This window comes from Thermogemmata fonticola, assembly GCF_013694095.1.
Classification (GTDB): Bacteria; Planctomycetota; Planctomycetia; order Gemmatales; family Gemmataceae; genus Thermogemmata; species Thermogemmata fonticola.
In genome coordinates this window covers 70,636-86,788 of the sequence record NZ_JACEFB010000017.1, presented here as the reverse complement: position 1 = coordinate 86,788, position 16,153 = coordinate 70,636, and the positions used below count along the sequence as shown (strand labels likewise).

Annotated in this window: 11 protein-coding genes; 5 read left to right on the top strand and 6 right to left on the bottom strand. The window is 60.9% G+C overall.

The features are described from left to right. Positions 1-58 precede the first annotated feature (58 nt). The gene (locus H0921_RS16240) at positions 59-691 is read right to left on the bottom strand and encodes an RsmD family RNA methyltransferase (RefSeq protein ID WP_194539572.1); all 633 of its coding nucleotides are present in this window, start codon (positions 689-691) and stop codon (positions 59-61) included. A 321-nt stretch (positions 692-1,012) separates the two neighbouring features. Here H0921_RS16240 and H0921_RS16235 point away from each other — a divergent pair, with 321 nt between their 5' ends. Together H0921_RS16235 and H0921_RS16230 are read left to right on the top strand one after the other, a co-directional pair. Further along, positions 1,013-1,918 (top strand): TIGR03009 domain-containing protein, encoded by a 906-nt coding sequence (locus H0921_RS16235; RefSeq protein ID WP_194539571.1) that lies wholly within the window; start codon positions 1,013-1,015, stop codon positions 1,916-1,918. Between the two features lie 153 nt (positions 1,919-2,071). Further along, positions 2,072-2,857 (top strand): Spy/CpxP family protein refolding chaperone, encoded by a 786-nt coding sequence (locus H0921_RS16230; RefSeq protein WP_194539570.1) that lies wholly within the window; start codon positions 2,072-2,074, stop codon positions 2,855-2,857. Between the two features lie 147 nt (positions 2,858-3,004). Here the strand turns inward: H0921_RS16230 and H0921_RS16225 are convergent, their stop codons facing one another. Then, the gene (locus tag H0921_RS16225; protein ID WP_194539569.1) at positions 3,005-4,039 is read right to left on the bottom strand and encodes a zinc-dependent alcohol dehydrogenase; all 1,035 of its coding nucleotides are present in this window, start codon (positions 4,037-4,039) and stop codon (positions 3,005-3,007) included. 333 nt (positions 4,040-4,372) lie between these two features. Here H0921_RS16225 and H0921_RS16220 point away from each other — a divergent pair, with 333 nt between their 5' ends. Further along, positions 4,373-5,677 carry a PQQ-binding-like beta-propeller repeat protein gene (locus H0921_RS16220; RefSeq protein WP_194539568.1) on the top strand — a complete coding sequence of 435 codons (1,305 nt, stop codon included), beginning with the start codon at positions 4,373-4,375 and terminating at the stop codon, positions 5,675-5,677. A gap of 180 nt (positions 5,678-5,857) precedes the next feature. Here the strand turns inward: H0921_RS16220 and H0921_RS16215 are convergent, their stop codons facing one another. The 4 genes from H0921_RS16215 to H0921_RS16200 form a co-directional block, all read right to left on the bottom strand. Further along, entirely contained in the window at positions 5,858-7,168 is a 1,311-nt protein-coding gene (locus H0921_RS16215) for a dipeptidase (RefSeq protein ID WP_228499940.1), read from the bottom strand. Between the two features lie 50 nt (positions 7,169-7,218). Further along, positions 7,219-10,335, bottom strand: a complete 3,117-nt coding sequence (locus tag H0921_RS16210; protein ID WP_194539567.1) for a WD40 repeat domain-containing protein — start codon at positions 10,333-10,335, stop codon at positions 7,219-7,221. A gap of 265 nt (positions 10,336-10,600) precedes the next feature. Beyond that, complete coding sequence (locus H0921_RS16205) at positions 10,601-13,120, bottom strand: DUF1553 domain-containing protein (RefSeq protein WP_194539566.1); 2,520 nt, start codon at positions 13,118-13,120, stop codon at positions 10,601-10,603. A gap of 89 nt (positions 13,121-13,209) precedes the next feature. Then, positions 13,210-14,574 (bottom strand): DUF1501 domain-containing protein, encoded by a 1,365-nt coding sequence (locus tag H0921_RS16200; RefSeq protein WP_194539565.1) that lies wholly within the window; start codon positions 14,572-14,574, stop codon positions 13,210-13,212. 297 nt (positions 14,575-14,871) lie between these two features. On the opposite strand from H0921_RS16200, the gene H0921_RS18600 reads away from it, so the two are divergent. Beyond that, positions 14,872-15,171: a polymorphic toxin type 37 domain-containing protein gene (locus H0921_RS18600; RefSeq protein WP_194539577.1), complete on the top strand. Its 300-nt coding sequence runs from the start codon at positions 14,872-14,874 to the stop codon at positions 15,169-15,171. 510 nt (positions 15,172-15,681) lie between these two features. After that, positions 15,682-16,125: an RHS repeat-associated core domain-containing protein gene (locus H0921_RS16190; protein WP_194539564.1), complete on the top strand. Its 444-nt coding sequence runs from the start codon at positions 15,682-15,684 to the stop codon at positions 16,123-16,125. The last annotated feature ends 28 nt before the right edge of the window (positions 16,126-16,153 follow it).

Below are 16,153 nucleotides of genomic sequence, written 5' to 3'. Positions count from 1 at the left end.
TGTGAATTGAATGGTGAATGGTGAATGGTGGAAGGTGCGGCCCTTGGAATGGGTCACGTCATTGACCCACCGAATGGGTTTGTGGTTCCTTCCCGGACGCCGATGCGTGTTCCTGATCCGGAATGACGTACACCATCAGGAGATTGCGGCCATAGCGGCGGATGTCCCAGGCTTGCAGGTTCGGCAGCCGCTCCACGGGGAACCCCCGCTCAACTTGGATGGTGAGCACCGATTCCGGCGGGGCTTTGGCCAAGAGGGTTTGCACGAGGATCAGGAATTGTTCCAGGCGCTGGTGCAAATCCGCAAAGGGCGGGCTGAGGAAGAAATTGACGGGAGCAGTGCTCGATGGCTGCCAGTGCTCCGCCCAACGGTAGGCGTCGGCCTTAAGCACCTGCACGTCCCGGCTGATTCCGAAGAGGTCGGCGTGTTTCTGGATGTCCGCGGCTTGGCGGCTGTCATTTTCGATGAGGCGGGCAGCGAGCGCTCCTCGGCTCACCGCTTCCAAGCCAACCACGCCGGTGCCTGCAAAGACATCGTAAAATAGCCGACCCGGAATCGCATTGCCCATGATGCTAAAGTAGGCCTCCCGCACCAATTGCGGTGTGGGACGCATTCCTTCCTTGACCACCACATGCAACTTCCGGCCCCGTAAGCGACCGGCCACAATCCGTACCTGCGTCTTTTCCCACATGTTCCCAGCATCCTCGCGTGTGAATTGGTTATCACCTCGCCCTGCTATCAACACTATTCGCCATCCCCGGCCCGCAGGCAAGTCTTAGCCGTTGTCCCCCGCTTCTGTTTGCAGTTTGCACCCCTTCAAAACCACCCTGGCAAGAAGTTCTCACACTCGGTCCAGGACTTCGGGACCTCCCCAAAGTTCCCCTTCGATTCAAAACGGACTTTTCCCTCGGACGGACATTGTGTATAAGCCAGTCAGGGTCCGGGCGGGGAGCCGGGCCGTCGGAACCCGCCTGCCACAGAGTAGGATCCATCCCCAGGAGAGTTCCCACCCATGTCTTACGGAAAGTGGTTGCGGACAGCGTGCTTTTCCGTCTTAGCCTTGGTCAGCCTGTACGCCCCAGGCTTTTCCCGTGCCGTAGCTCAAAGCGCTCCTCCCTCCGGCGTACCGGTCTCGCCCCCTCCTCCGGGCAGTGCTGAGGCTCGGCTCGACGCCCACCTGCAAGGTTGGCAGAAAGCGATGGAGGGCATCACCAACATCTTTGTGACCGTGACGCTCAAACGCTCCGATCCCGCCGCCACGGGCGTCTTCAAATCCGACAAGGAATACAAAGGCGAGCTGCTCTGCATGAAGCCTAACTACGCCCGCATGCGCCTGGTGTATGTCGGGGACAAAACCGGCCAAGATTACGAAGCCTTTATCTGCACCGGCAAGGAAATCTACGCTTACAGCGGCTTGGATCGCACCATCACGGAATGGAAACTTCCGGATCCCGCTCGGCAACCCAACGCCTCGACCGACAATCTCATGATCGATTTCCTCTCTGGCCTCAAGGCCGAAAACCTGAAAAAACGCTTCCAGATCACCCTGTTCAACGAGGATCAGTACTACATTTACCTGGACATCAAGCCGCTTTTGGCCAAGGACAAGGAGGAATTTAAGCAGTTGCGGCTGGCGTTGTATGGCCCGCGCACCGGCTCCCTGGCGTATTTGCCGGCCCAGGCCTACATCGTCAAAGCGAATGACACCATAGAGCAGTGGTCGCTGGCCAACCACAAGATCAACATTCCGGGGATTGACCCGCAGAAGGTTTTCCGGTTTGAGGATGTGCCGGGGTTTACCCGCCGTCAAGCGCCGCAGTCTCCACCGCCGGCCCGGCCTGGTCCGTCGGCGCCTTCCCCCTCTCCTCTGGCTCCCGGAGGGGCGGGCCTGCCCCCGACTATCCGCCCCACCCCCTGAGAGCATCCCGTGTCCCGTAACATCCCTGTCTAATAGCCTTTTTCTCACGGTCTTTTCACTATCCGGAAAGTAAGCTGTCCTGTACCGTAGGCCTCAGCGTGAGGCACGTGCTTGGATTGTTGGTCAGCTTTACCCCTGTGGAGGAGGAAGGTCATGCGCACACGTTACTGGGTCGCCGGCTTGCTCGCTGCCGCTATGTTTGCCGTCGTGCAGGCCCAACCGGGCTTCTTCGGCGTCGGCGGCGGACCAAACTTCCTGGTCATCAACAAAGCCATCCAAGAAGAATTGAAAATGACCGAAGAACAAATCGCCAAAGTCAATGAATGGTCGAAAGAGTTCTTCCAAACCGCCGCGGAAATCCGTAAAGAGCACGGCATCGAGTTCAAATTCGGTGGGAAAGGGGGTAAGGGCGGTGGCTTCGGCTTTGGCAAACTCTCCGATGAGGACAAAGCCAAACTGGAAAAGGCCAATATCGCCATCGCAAAGGAGGCTTACAAGCAACTCGGCGACATCCTCAACAAGGATCAGATCAACCGGCTCAAGCAAATCGAACGCCAACTCCTCGGCGTCAATGCCTTTACCAACGCGGAAATTGTCGAGGCCCTCAAACTCACCGACAGCCAAAAGGCGACGGTCAAGGGAGTCATCAGCGACTTCCAAACTGAACGCCGGGAGCTGATGGCCGATTTGGGGTTCGGCAAAGGCGGCGGCAAGGGGAAGTTCGACCCCGATGCCTTCAAGGACATCCAGAAGCGCTTCCAGGAGGTCCAGACCAAGATCAACAAAGCCGAGGAGGAAGCCATCAACAAAATCCTCGATGTCTTGGACGATAACCAAAAGAAGACCTGGAAGGAATTGGTGGGGGCGCCGTTTGACCGGTCGCGCTTAGTGCCCGCTTTCGGCGGCTTCGGCAAAGGCAAGTTCCAGAAAAAAGACTGAAATGAGAGGCTGAGCCTCCAAAGCTCTGACCCACCCCAATCCTCACGGAACCAGGGCGGGAGAGTCGGGCCAATCTCGGTTCCGCTCTCCCGCTTCGATTTGGAGTGCCGAGGAAGTCTCCGAAGCTTGAGCCAGTAAAAAGCGCCATCAGACCCACTTGACCAGTACGCCGAGATAGTGCTCCTTGTCGTGGAGCAGTCCCTCGTAGGCCTGGCCGACCTCTTCGGGGGTGACGACGTGGGTGATCAACCCCTCCAGGTTGAGGCGGCGGCAGGCGAGATGATGGAGCAGCCAGTTCTGGGCTTTGTCGATGTCCCAATGGCCGGGAATGCGGGTGTGAGCCGGCTCGAAGAGCATGTTGCCGTGGGCGCCGGTGACTTCCAGGTAGCGACGGTGCAGATCGTCATAGAAGTTGACATTGCTGGCCACCCCACGCGGACTGCCGACGATGACCACCTGCCCGCCATCACAGGCGAGACTCATCGCCGTGGGCACCGCCGCCGGTACCCCGGTGGCATCCACCACGATTTCTGCTCCGCGTGTGCCCAACACCGCTTGCACTTGCTGCCGGAGGTCGCCCGCGTTGGGGTCGATGACATGATCGGCTCCTGCGGCTTGTGCTGCTTCTCGCCGGCGCTGTACCGTATCGATGCCGATCACCGGGGCGGCACCGGCGGCCAGAAAACACCGCAAGGCAAATTGACCAATGATGCCCAATCCTAGCACCGCCACACTGCGAGCCAGGGTAATGCCCACCCGGATGGCCGCTCCCAAGCCGTAGCGCGCGATGCAGGCACAGGCCGCTAGCTCGCTGGACAACCCCTCTGGCAACCGCCACACTCGGCAGCGCTCCTGGCCTAAGGTCAATAATTCCGCCGAGGCATGATTGCCAGGAAAACTGACGCGATCCCCCTCCCGGAATCCCCCCGGAAAATCCCGCCCCACCTTCAATACCCGCCCAGCCGCCGAGTAGCCGCTGCGGAAGGGGAACTTCCATTCCTTCATGGCGGGGTCTTTCAACCACTGATGCGTTCCCGTATAAACTGCCAGCTCCGTCCCCGCACTGATGGCAGAATACTCCGCCGCCACCAAAATCTGATTCGGTTCCGGATCGGGCAACTCCACCTCGCGGACTTCGACGTGGCCTGCACTGACGATGACCACCTGCCGGGCACGGACCATAAAAGTTTCACCCCTCCATCAACGGGAACAAAAAACTTCCTCTTTCCGAAGAACTCAACAGAGCCATCAGGACCTCAACACCAGGAGAATGGATAAATTGTAGTTAGCGAACCATACCAAGGCAGCAGAAAGGCAGCGCGATCGCATGCTGCCCGTCAGGATCGCTGTTTTCCGGGATGGAGCATCGCAGCTTCCCGCGACTGGCTCAGGGAGACATTATTCCTATTCTGCTTCCCTGGGACGGCAAGCGCCGGGGAGCAAGCCGCGGGGAGAGGGCGGCCCAACGTCGGCTCATCGACTCTCCGGGGAAAATGGGAAAGGAATGCGCCAGCCATGCTTCGAGTCTTATTGAGTCTGGGGTGCATGCTTCTGACAACTTGGCTGATTTCCGCGGCGGATTGGCCGACGTTCCTCGGTCCCGCTGGCACCGGAACGTCTCCAGAAAAAGGACTGCCTCAGACGTGGCCCAAACACGGGCTGAAAAAACTCTGGAGTTGCGAGCTGGGCTGGGGATATGCTCCGCCGGTCGTGGCAGGGGGCAAGCTGTATCACTTCGACCGCTTCGGGGATAACGCCCGGCTCACCTGCCGCGAGGCCCGAACCGGACGCTACTTATGGAAATTCGAGTATCCCACGGCCTACGAGGATTACTACGGTTATGAACCTGGCCCGCGCGCCTGCCCCGTGGTGGATGGAGACTATGTCTATCTCCACGGCGTCGAGGGAATGCTCCACTGCTTGAAGCGCACCGACGGCCAACTGGTTTGGAAGCTCGACACGCAGAAGGAATACCACTTCCACCAGAACTTTTTCGGGGTCGCCAGCGTGCCAGTCGTGGTGGAAGACCTGCTCATCGTACCGGTCGGTGGCAGCCCGCAAGGGCGCAGGCCTCTCGACTTCCGACAGGTACAGTCGAATGGGACGGCTCTGGTGGCCTTCGAGAAAGCCACTGGGAAAGTCCGCTGGGCCAGCGGTCAGGAGCTAGCCAGCTATACCAGTCCGCTCGTCGTCACCATGCATGGCCAGAAAGTTTTACTCTATTTTGCCCGGGGCGGCTTGCTAGCCGTGGAGCCGCGGCAAGGCAAAGTGCTCTTCCATTTCCCCTGGCGGGCACGCATCGAAGAAAGTGTCAACGCCGCCAACCCCGTTGTGGTGGGTTCCCGCGTTCTCCTGTCGGAATGCTATGGGCCGGGCAGCGTGCTCTTAGACATCGACCAGCAGTGGCAGCCGCGGGTCATCTGGTCGGATGCTGGCAAGGACCGCTGGGACCGCTCCTTGGCCGCCCACTGGTGCACCCCCATCTATGTGGACGGTTATCTCTACGCCTGTTCCGGACGGGAAACTCCGGAAGCGGACCTGCGCTGCTTGGATTACAACACCGGCGAAGTCCAATGGGTCCAGAAACGCACGGGGCGCTGCACACTCCTCTTCGTGGACCGCCACCTGCTCTGCCTCAACGAGTTCGGCACCCTGATCGTCCTCAAGCCGAACCCGCAAAAGTACGAGGAGGCCGCCCGCTACGAAATCACGGATTTGGAATATCCCTGTTGGGCGCCCCCCGTGCTCAGCGATGGCATCCTTTACCTGCGGGGCCGAGGTCGCTTGGTCGCCTTGGAATTGATCCCTTCTCGGAAGTAAGTCTGGTGTGCCGCTGAGACCTGGTTCCCGCCAGCAGCTCCCCTCGTTCGGCCTGCCTTGCGTGGACGGCTTGAGCCGTCAAGACCTCAAGAGGCATCGAAAGGAGGCAGAAGGGTGCCGAAGCTGCGCTTTGGGGACTTATCCGCTGGAGGGGAGCGGTAACAACCGCGGCTCGACGGATCACTTCGGCCAGCGGGCAGCGACGGCTTCCGCCTGGGCAAACACCCGCATGAGGTTCCCTCCCAGAATCTTGTGAATCTCTTCTGGCTTGTAACCCCGATCCAGAAGGGCCTGGGTCAAATAAGGATAGCACGACACGTCCTGCATCTGCTCCGGCAGCTTAGAGACGCCATCGAAATCCGAGCCTAAACCGACATGATCGATGCCCGCCACGCGCACGATGTGATCGATATGATCGACGATCGTGTGGACATCTCCGGCGGGATAATCGTTTTCGCGGGCCCACTGGCGGTAGGCTTCCCGGACCCGATCCTCGTCGTTGGGGTACTTCTTTTGCAGCTCGCGGAGCATCTCGAACATCCGGCGCGTGGCCCGCGCCCCTTCCGGAACGAGGAAACCGGAATAGAAGTTGACCATCACCAGCCCGCCGTTGTCGCGGACCAGGCGCAGGACATCGTCCGGGACATTGCGGGGATGATCCGCCACGCCCCGCGCCGAGGAGTGGGAGAAGATCACCGGCGCCTGGCTCACTCGCAAGGCCGCCTTCATCGTATCGTCGGAGACGTGGGACAGGTCCACCAGCATCCCCAACCGATTCATCTCCCGCACCACCTGCTCGCCGAACGGCGACAACCCCCGCGCCCTGGGCGCATCGGAACAGGAGTCAGCCCAGTCCAGCGATTCAGAGTGGGTCAGGGTCAGGTAACGCACACCCAAGCGGTAGTAACAGCGGAGCACTTCCAGGGAGTTGTCGATGGCATGCCCGCCTTCCACGCCGATGAGGCAGGCGATCTTCCCCTCCTTACGTATCCGCAGGATATCGTCTGTGCCATAGGCCATGCGGAACACATCCGGGTAGCGCCGAGCCAGTTCGTGGATGACCTCGATTTGTTCCAGGGTGGTTTTGACGGCCAGGCCCTTGCGCGCATAGCTGGTGGGCACAAAGGCGCTCCAGAATTGCGCTCCCACGTGGCCGCGCCGCAGCCGTTCGATGTCGGTGTGAAACTGCTTTTGGGGTTTGCGCAGGTCGATGGACCGGAAGCTGGGACCGTCCTTGCTCCGCAGTTCCCAAGGCAAGTCATTGTGTCCATCCACGAGCAGAGCCGCCCGGTGGATCGCCAACGCCTGTTCCGTGAGCTTCACCGGCCCTCTTTTTCCCCCAGTTTGTCGAGTTTGCGCCGCCGTCTCTGGTTGGGTCATACCTTGCGATTCGTAGCGAGCCGTCACCCCAAGTATAGCAGCGAGCGTTGCCGTGGCGGAACATACAAACGCCGTGGTGGCACATGCAAAAGCACGCAGTCGGGGAAGCATGGTGGACGATCCTTTGAGGCCGGGGCCAGGGTTGAAGCGTGAGGGCGCTGTCATTTTTCCACGTTGAGCAGGATGGCGGGCGCCGCATGTTCGGTCCCTTTCCCCTCGTGGCGGGCCAGCACCACGATGGGATGCTGCATGGGACGGACCCACGGTTCGGCGTAGAGGACGACTTCCCGGCTGGTTTCGCGTTCGGTGATGAGAATGCCGTTGAGGCCGACGTTGAGCACGCGCACGCCGTGGGGCAAGCCGCGAACTTCCAGGGGCACACGTCCGCGGAAGTTGCCCAAGCGTTCGATGTCCACGATAAAGCGGCTCTCCTGGCCGGGGCGGATGGTCAGGCTGGGAACACGGGGACGGCAGATCAGGTCCGCGGGCGGCCGCAAAGACTCCGGTCCGAGCGGCTCGCTGAACACCTGACGTGTGACTTCCTGGCCGTCGATCTGGGCGCGGGCCAAGAGCTTGAAGCGGTACTGCGGCGGGAGCTGGGCGTCCGGGGCGGCGGCCAACGTCACCGCGGTCGTAAACTGGCCGGCTTCGATAAAGGTGGGAGGCGAAGAGAAGCCCGGCGGCAGATCCACAAATTGCAGATGAACCGGGCCATCAAAGCCATCCCGGCGAGTGACCTCGACCGTGACGCTGGCTGCCCCCCCTTTCCAGATCACCGGACGTGTGGGACGAAACTGAATGGCGAAGTCCGGCTGAGGCCGGCGGATACGCAGGCGGTAGGCATAATCCGGTCCCCCCGCACCCCGCGCATCGCTCACCCGCACGCTGTAAAACCCCGTGGCCGGTGCCGTGAACCGCAGATAGGCATCTTTGCCGTACTCCGGCCCCCCATCATCATTGCGATAGTACAGAGTAAAGAGCGGCAATCCATTCGGAGGAAACGTGCGTCCTGGCGGATGAATCTCCACCTTGTAGAGCGGCGTCCCCTGATAATGGACCGCTGGGGTCGTTCCCAAATAGGCCAAGCGGCGGCCTTGGAACTGGTAGAACTGGCAATCGTCATCCGGATTGCGCGGCAAGGCCAAGACCCGCATCAACTCGCCGTGGGCGTACAGATAGTCGTCGATGGCCAGGTCGTTCCAGCTTTCCAGGCGGATGCCGGGGGAAGTCGCTTCGTGATCCCGGTGCGTGGTGTAGAAGACGGAAATGGGGCGCAAGATGGCCTGCGGCACCGGTTGATCCGCAGCGTCGAGGATTTCGATGACGGGGTCCAGAGGCGAGCCAGCCCGCCGGGCCAGGACCTCCACGATCCAGGTCTCCCCCTGCCGGGCGTGGAAGCGAATTTTGTGGCGGGACTGAGGCTGCCGCAACACACCGTCCGCTGCTTGACCCTGTTCTCCCAGGGCCAGCTCCACCCCGCGCGCTGGGTCCACCGCTTGGCCGTCGAGTTGATCCACGATAACCGCAGCTTTCCCTCGCGGCTTTTCCTTCCCCGGCGGAAGCGGAATCTCCCAAGAGCTGCCGACGGGGGCATCCGCTGGAATGGCCACTGGGATGCGCCACCCCTCAGGTTGCCCCAGATGCACGCCGCGCACTTGCACCGTTGTGGTTTTGCCGCGAGGCGCGCTCAGGGGAAAGACGCCCGTAATCACAGGAATCGGACCGATGTGCAACCGGTAGGCAAACCCTTGGCCGCCGCGGAATTGCTTATCGCGGATAGACAACACATAGACACCAGCTTGTACTGCGGTGTAACCCAAGCTGCGCTCGCCCTCGGCCACGATTCGCCCCTCAGCATCGTGGAGGGCCAAAACTGGCTCCAGTTTCGAGCCGATCTCCGCCGCCACGACTTCGACGCCGATCTCCTCCCCGGCATGGACCTGGAAGCGGTAGAAGTCCTCATCCCCCGGCCGATCCACCGTCCCCGCTATGGTCACGGGCAGGCGCACCGCTTCTCCTGTTCGGATGGCATCTCCAGAGCCACGCTCGCTTACGGCGGGAAACCGATCGACGATCAACGGCCAGGTGACGGAACTGCCTGTGACTCCAGCGAATCGCAACGTCGCCACGCCGACGGGTGCTTCGGGAGAAACGCTGGCCTCCACCACCAACGTCTCGCCCGGTTCCTCCGCCGGTTTCCACTTCAGGTGAATCCCCGGCTGGCTAGCAGTCAACTCCCGCAGATGCTGCAAATGCCGGCCCCGCACGGTGAGCTGGACCCTTTGCCCCCGGTGAACGGCTGGCGGCGTCACGCTGCTAACTTGCACCGGCTGCGGCGGTTGGGGCGGCTGAGGCCAGAGAGACACCACAGGCCGGCCGACATCGTCGATGACCAGAGCTTGGCCATCATAGCGGCCCAACAATAACCGCGGCTGTTGCGGATGAACCGCCAGGTCCAGCACTGTCTCGACCTGAGCCGGCAGCACGCGACGTTCGGTGAGCCGGGGGACATTCCAGAGCTTGATCACCCCCTCTTCGCCCACACTGTAGAGCACCTCGCCATCGGACTGAAAGGCCAGACGCCAGACAGGTTTTTCATGGGCGAACACCGAAGCGATCAGCTTGCCGCCCTTCTCGTCAGCAGCCCAGCAGCGGATGGTCTTATCGACACCTCCCGCCGCCAAATGTTTGCCATCAGGATGCCAGGCGACGCAATAGACCCAATCCGTCATCTCCCCCAGGGTATAGAGGCGCTGGCCGTCCTCCACCCGCCAGACCTTCACCGCTCGGTCAGCGCCCGCCGAGGCCAGCCAGGATCCGCGAGGATGAAAGGCCAGACCATATACCGCATCGCTGTGGTCCTTCAAGACGCGGACGGGTTTGATCCGCCCCGCGACCGTCTCCGTGGGAGTAGAACGGGGAATCTCCCAAAGCAAAATATCCCGGTCGTAGCCTGCTGAGGCGAGCAGCGTTCCACGGGGATGGAAGGCCAATGCATAGACAGAATCGCGATGCCCTTCGAGGACCCAAGCAGGCTGTCCACCTGCGAGCCGGCCATCGCTCGTCAGGGCCAAGAGACTGACTATGCCTTGTCGCCCGATCTCGCCGTGGGCCACGGCCAACCACCGGCCTTGGGGATCGTATTGCACTGCGGTGATGCGGCCTGCGACCGTGGCGGCAGGTCCGGCCAGCCTCCCCTGGGTGTCACATACACGCAAGTGCTGCCGGACAGCAAAGGCACAGGTCTTGCCCGACGGATGCCAGGCCGCTGCCGTCACAGGCGGCTCCTTCCTCTGCTGCGGGAGAGCCTCCTTTGCACCCCTCTGATCGGCGCGTCCTGCGGATCGCTCCAGGCCCGATACCTGAGCCAAAACGAGGTATGACTCCGCTACTTTCCCCCATGGCAGAAGCAGAGCCATTCCCATAATTGCTGGAATAACGCCTTTCATAGTCCTTGATCCTTCCCTCTCGCAATCCAGGACCGGCATTCCCCCCCGCATGCTCCCAAGGTAGTGAGCAGAATGAGTCAAGTTGCGGGTCGAATTAGTGATTGAACAGGAACTCGCGGCTGGTCAGCAAGGCCCAGGCGAGGTCTTCCAGGGCTTCGCGCCGACCTTGGGGACCTTGCTGGCCGGCCTCGGCGAGTATAGCCAAGCACTGCCGGCGTTCCTCCTCCGTCGGAGGACGGGAGAAGGCATGCCAGTACAGTTGCTCCAGGATTTCGCGGTCTGTCATCCCTTTTTGGAGCCATTGACTCAGGGTGTTGTTTTTCTCGCGGAGCTTCTCGTTGAGTGTCTGGCCGTTGTTGAGGTGAAGGGCTTGGGTGATGCTCGCTTCGGAGCTACGCTCGCAGGAGCAGACGGCGACCCGTTCCGGCCGGCCAAACGCTTCCAGGAAATAGGAAGCGACGAGGGCATCAGGGATCTGGATGGCACGGGTTCCTGGCGGGTAGCTGCTGGTCGGCGTCAGTGCATCCCCGGCGGCCGACTTGACCCGGTTGAACAACGTGGGGACTCCGGTGATGTCGGAGTATGCATCCAAAATCACCTCGGCGGACAAGCGCCGGGGGTAATAGCGGGAATAGAAGCGGTCATCGCTGACATTGCCTGGCAGGGGCTGAGAGGAACGCTGATAGGCCGCGGAGTTGAGAATCAGTCGGAGCACGTGTTTGACATCGTAGTTGTGGCGCACGAACTCCGCGGCCAATGCTTGGAGCAAAGCGGGATGCGTGGGCGGGTTCGAGGCCCGCAGGTCATCGTCGGGTTCCACCAGTCCCCGGCCCATCAGGCGGCGCCAGAGGCGGTTGACCATCGCCGGAGCAAAGTAGGGATTGTCGGGAGCGGTGAGCCATTGAGCCAGATATTCCCGGCGCGTGAGGGGACTATCCGCGGGTAATGGCGGGCCGTCCAAAGGCCGCGGCGGTAAGGCGAGGCCACGCCGGGGATGTAACGCCTCCCCTTCTGGGCGATCGCTGATGATGATCTCTCCGGGACGGTCCCCGCTTTTGAGATTGACCTGGGCCAAAAGATTGGCAAACGCCCAGTAATCATCCTGAGTCCATTTTTCCAGGGGATGATTATGGCACTTGGCGCAACCGATGGCGAAGCCGAGAAAAGTCAAGGCCGTGGCTTCCGCCAGATCGCTGACATCTTTGTGGATGACATAATAGTTCCCGCCCCCCTGTTGGAGATTGCTGCCCCGCGCCGTCAGCAGGTCTCGCACGAAACGATCCCACGGCTCGTTATCGGCCACGGCCCGGCGGATGCGGCGGTAGTAAGCCCACATGGCGGCTTCTGGCAGCTTCCGGGTCGAAACGAGGAACAGATCGGACCAAGCGTGGCTCCAGTAATCCACATATTCCGGACGTTCCAGTAGGGCATCGATGAGCCGCTGCCGCTTGTCCGGGCGCTGGGATTCCGGGCCGTGCAAAAAGGCCTGCGCCTCCTGCGGCGTGGGCAGCCGTCCGATGGTGTCCAGATACACCCGGCGGAGGAATTCCGCATCACTGCACGGCGGGGACGGAGGCAGCCGCAATAACTCCAACGTGGCCTGGATGTGTTCATCCACGAGGTTGTGGCGCGGCGCCTGGCGCAGACGCTGGGCATCCTCCGGGGCCAACGGCGGATAGGGAACAATCACGGAAGCCACCGCCACCAGCGTGTCGAAACCGACAACAATCCCCGCTACTCCAGGTGCCTGCGCGGTCACCTTCCCGTTCTCGTCCACCGCCGCCGTCGGTTCGTGACTGGAGCTGTACCGCGCCCACGGGGTAACATCCACGACGGTGCCGTCCTGATAGTGCGCGCGGACCACCAGGCGCATGCTTTGCTTTGGCGATAACAGCAAAGTGGCGGGATGCACTTCCAAGCGGCGGAGCGCACCCTCCCCCGGTTGCGGTCCCGGTGCCCCGGCAGCGATCCAACGGAGCAGAAGGTTGTAGCTGTCATCCCCTTCCACCAATCGCCGCCCGCCCCCATGAGGTATTTGCCGTGCTGCCTTACGCAAGAGCAAACTGGCCGCGGGATCGGCAAGATCAATCCGGCGGCTCAACGCCTGACGCGTGAGGACAAAGTGATCGCTCTGAGGATCGAAGCCCCGCAGGGAGAGCTTTAGCCCTCCCTTTCCCGCCAGGGCGCCGTGGCAGGCTCCGGAATTGCAGCCCAAACGCGTCAGAACCGGGATCACGTGGCGCTGGAAGCTCCAGTTTGCAGGCCGATTCAACCCCTGGACTTTCACCCGCAGGCTCGCCCGCCGGGAGCCTATGCTGGCGGTCACCGTCGCCTCGCCATTACCCGCCGCCACCAGCTTATTCCCGCCTTCAATCCGCGCAACATCCGTCGCGGACACACTCCACTGCACCTGTCCGGTGTGATCAGCCACGGCCCGGCCCTGTTCTTCCTCAACGACCACGACATACTGATAAGGGTGCTCCGCCGACAGGGACACTTCCGCGGGGTAAATCTTCACATCTCCGGCGGAGGCCAGGCAGGGCAGAGCCAGCCACACACAGGCCGCCAGAAACCATCCGGCAGAGCGGTCAGGGAGTGACAACGTCCCGATCATGGGGGTCTCTCTCCTTCTTCCGGTTGCAAGCAGATGCCAAGGTGAGCCAAGCGGGGATACTGCCTCAGAGGCACGCAGGGGTAGGCGTTTCAGAACAGCTCATCCAGGGGTTTGACGTTATAGTCTACCAGGGGAATGGGGCGGTTTTGCGGCCCCGGCAGTTCCTTGTGGGGATCCAACCCCAAGGCTTTGTACACCGTAGCGGCGAACTCGGCCGGCGTCACGGGTCGGGTCTTCGGAGCGTAGGCCAAGTTGTCCGATTCGCCGATCACTTGGCCCCCACGCAACGGGCCGCCGGCCATCAGAATTGACCAGACCCCCGGATGGTGATCGCGACCCCCGGCGGGATTGATCTTGGGCGTGCGCCCGAATTCGCCGACTGCCAACACCATCGTCGTGGCCAGCAATCCGCGATCATGCAGGTCTTCCAGCAAGGCCGAAAAGGCGTTGTCGAAGTTCGGAGCCACCTCGCGGGCCATCTGCTGGATGTCCGTGAAGGGCCGCGAACCGTGGATGTCCCAGGTCACCTCGTCGAAGACGGTTTCAAACATGTTCACCGTGACGAAGCGCACCCCGGCTTCGATAAGCCGACGGGCTAAGAGGCAGGACTGACCGAAACGGGTCCGGCCGTAGCGGTCGCGTAGCTTGGCCGGCTCCTTATCCAAAGCGAAAGCCTCGCGAGCGCGGGGACTGGTCATTAACTGATAGGCCCGCTGGAAGCTCTCATCGAGTTGCTGAAGGGCCGGCGAGTTCTCCAGGGCGCGGGTCGCACCATCGACCAGTTCGCGCAGCTTCTGCCGCCGGGTCGCACGAACGCCGCTGAGATAATCCGGAGGCAGCAAGTCCGGGACGCGAAAGTTCGGGTCATTTGGGTCGGCGTTGAGGATGAAGGGATCATAGGCCCGTCCGAGATAGCCGGCGGTGTGGCCATGCGGCAGATTGCCTCCGGTGCGTCCGATCGGTTTGGGCACGACGACGTGGGCCGGCAGTTCGCCGCGGCTGCCGCGCAAGTATCCCAGCACGCACCCCATGTGAGGATGCTCCACTCCGCCCGTGAATAAGCGGCCGGTCTGCATCATCTGGTGGCCCGTGTCGTGCACCGCCGTCGCCGTGTGATAAATCGAGCGGATGATGGCATACTTGTCCGCATGCCGGGCCGTCTTGGGAAAAATCTCGCTGATCTGGATACCGGGCACATTGGTGGGAATGGGCCGGAACGGGCCGCGCACTTCCTCTGGCGCCTGCGGCTTCGGATCGAACGTGTCCAACTGGCTTGGCCCACCCACGAGAAACAGCAGGATGCAATTGATGTCCCTGTCCGCCTCCGCCCCTCGCAAACGATGATAACTCGCCAAAGTCAAACCGAGCGGGGCCAACGCTCCGGCATGCAGGAAATCCCGCCGTGTCCAGCCATCGCAAAACCGCGCCCCGCGCTGTGCATCCACCCGGATCATAACCCCGTCTCCCCGAACAAACCCGAATTATCCCACCGCCTGAACTCGGAGAACTCTTATCACAATTTCAATTCTATCTCATTCTCCCCTTGCCATCTACACCACATATGCGCCAAATCATCTCGGGGAAAATCCTGTGGCACACACCTCGACTGCACCCAAGCAATCGGTACGCTGGAAGTTGGGCTTCGCTTGTTCGACTTCTCTTTCACGCACTGGAGCGGCGGTCCTCGGCGGCGGAAAGGGTCGGAAGGCATGCCGTTGCACGGCCCAACCTGAACCAACAGCACAAACGCCATTCTCGGCCTATTTGGTGTCGGTACCAACACTATTCTCCTGTGGCCCCGGCGCGGCGCAAGATGGCCTGGGTTCCCTGGTTCGAATCCCACAAAGGCACCACCAGGTTTTGAATGGCGAGCGAAGCCGGGTTCTACACCAGGATCACGCGAGGGGAACTACTATAATCCCAGAACCCGTGAAGTTCTTCGCCCGGATTTGAGCGATCCTGATCCGATTGGTCCTCATTGGGATTACATTGACCCCAATATGAATCGGTGGCGTATATTTCCAGATGGTCGAAAGGAGCCAAAACGATGAGCAACCATCAACCAAATGAGGATTGGAGGCGACAAGGCCAAGAGAGGTATCTGAAAGAGAAGCGTCTCCGGTATTGCCGCTATACACCCCCCTCAGAAAGATGGGACCACGACCATTGTGCATTTTGCTTCACGAAAATATCAGCCTTTCCCGGTGATATTAACGAAGGTTATTGCACAGAGGACGGCTACCATTGGATCTGTAAAGATTGTTTCGAGGACTTCAACAAAGAGTTTGAGTGGGTAGTGGTTAGTGATTAGCGAGGCGGTCTAATATTGTGTCTTATGTGAAAAGAAACGGGGCCGCATCTCTTGTTTACTTAGGCGCATTCAGCACACCGGCTACTATTCCCGCAAGCTGCATATCGTTCGAATTGCTCCTGGTGGTTTCGTGTTGCACACCCTCCATCGAGCGCTCGAAACTGGTCTTTGGTTCAACCACACCCGTTAACTCGATCGGTTCACCGGCCGCTGGACGAGCCTGGCCCCCCTCTCCTACGCCGCCGGGGATGTGAACCTATATCGTTATGTCGGTAACACGCCGACCCTATTTACCGACCCTCATGGATTGGATAAGTTCTGGTTAACTGACGGCAAGTTGGGAGGGCTACTTTACCTTCTTCCAGGAGGTGAAAACATCTGGTCAGATACATGGTCGCTCATATTCCCGCCGCGATCGAGGGACTATCTGGCCTCACCGGTTCACCAGAACTTCAACCCGAACCAGACTAACCGGCTCAGCTTGAAAGCTGGAGACATCATCGACCGCGAAACCCGGGATTGGTACAACCAGGCGACCCAAGGGCTAAAAAAGACGGTCGTTGAAACCGGACTAATGGCCGGGATGATAGCAACAGGCTGGGGAGCTGGAAGTTTCAGGACCCCAGAAGAATCACTCCACTGGCATTTTCAAAAACATGGAGCGGAAGTTGGAGCAAAAACGATCGAGGAATAGCGTCGAAAAGCAGTTGAGGCAATGAGAG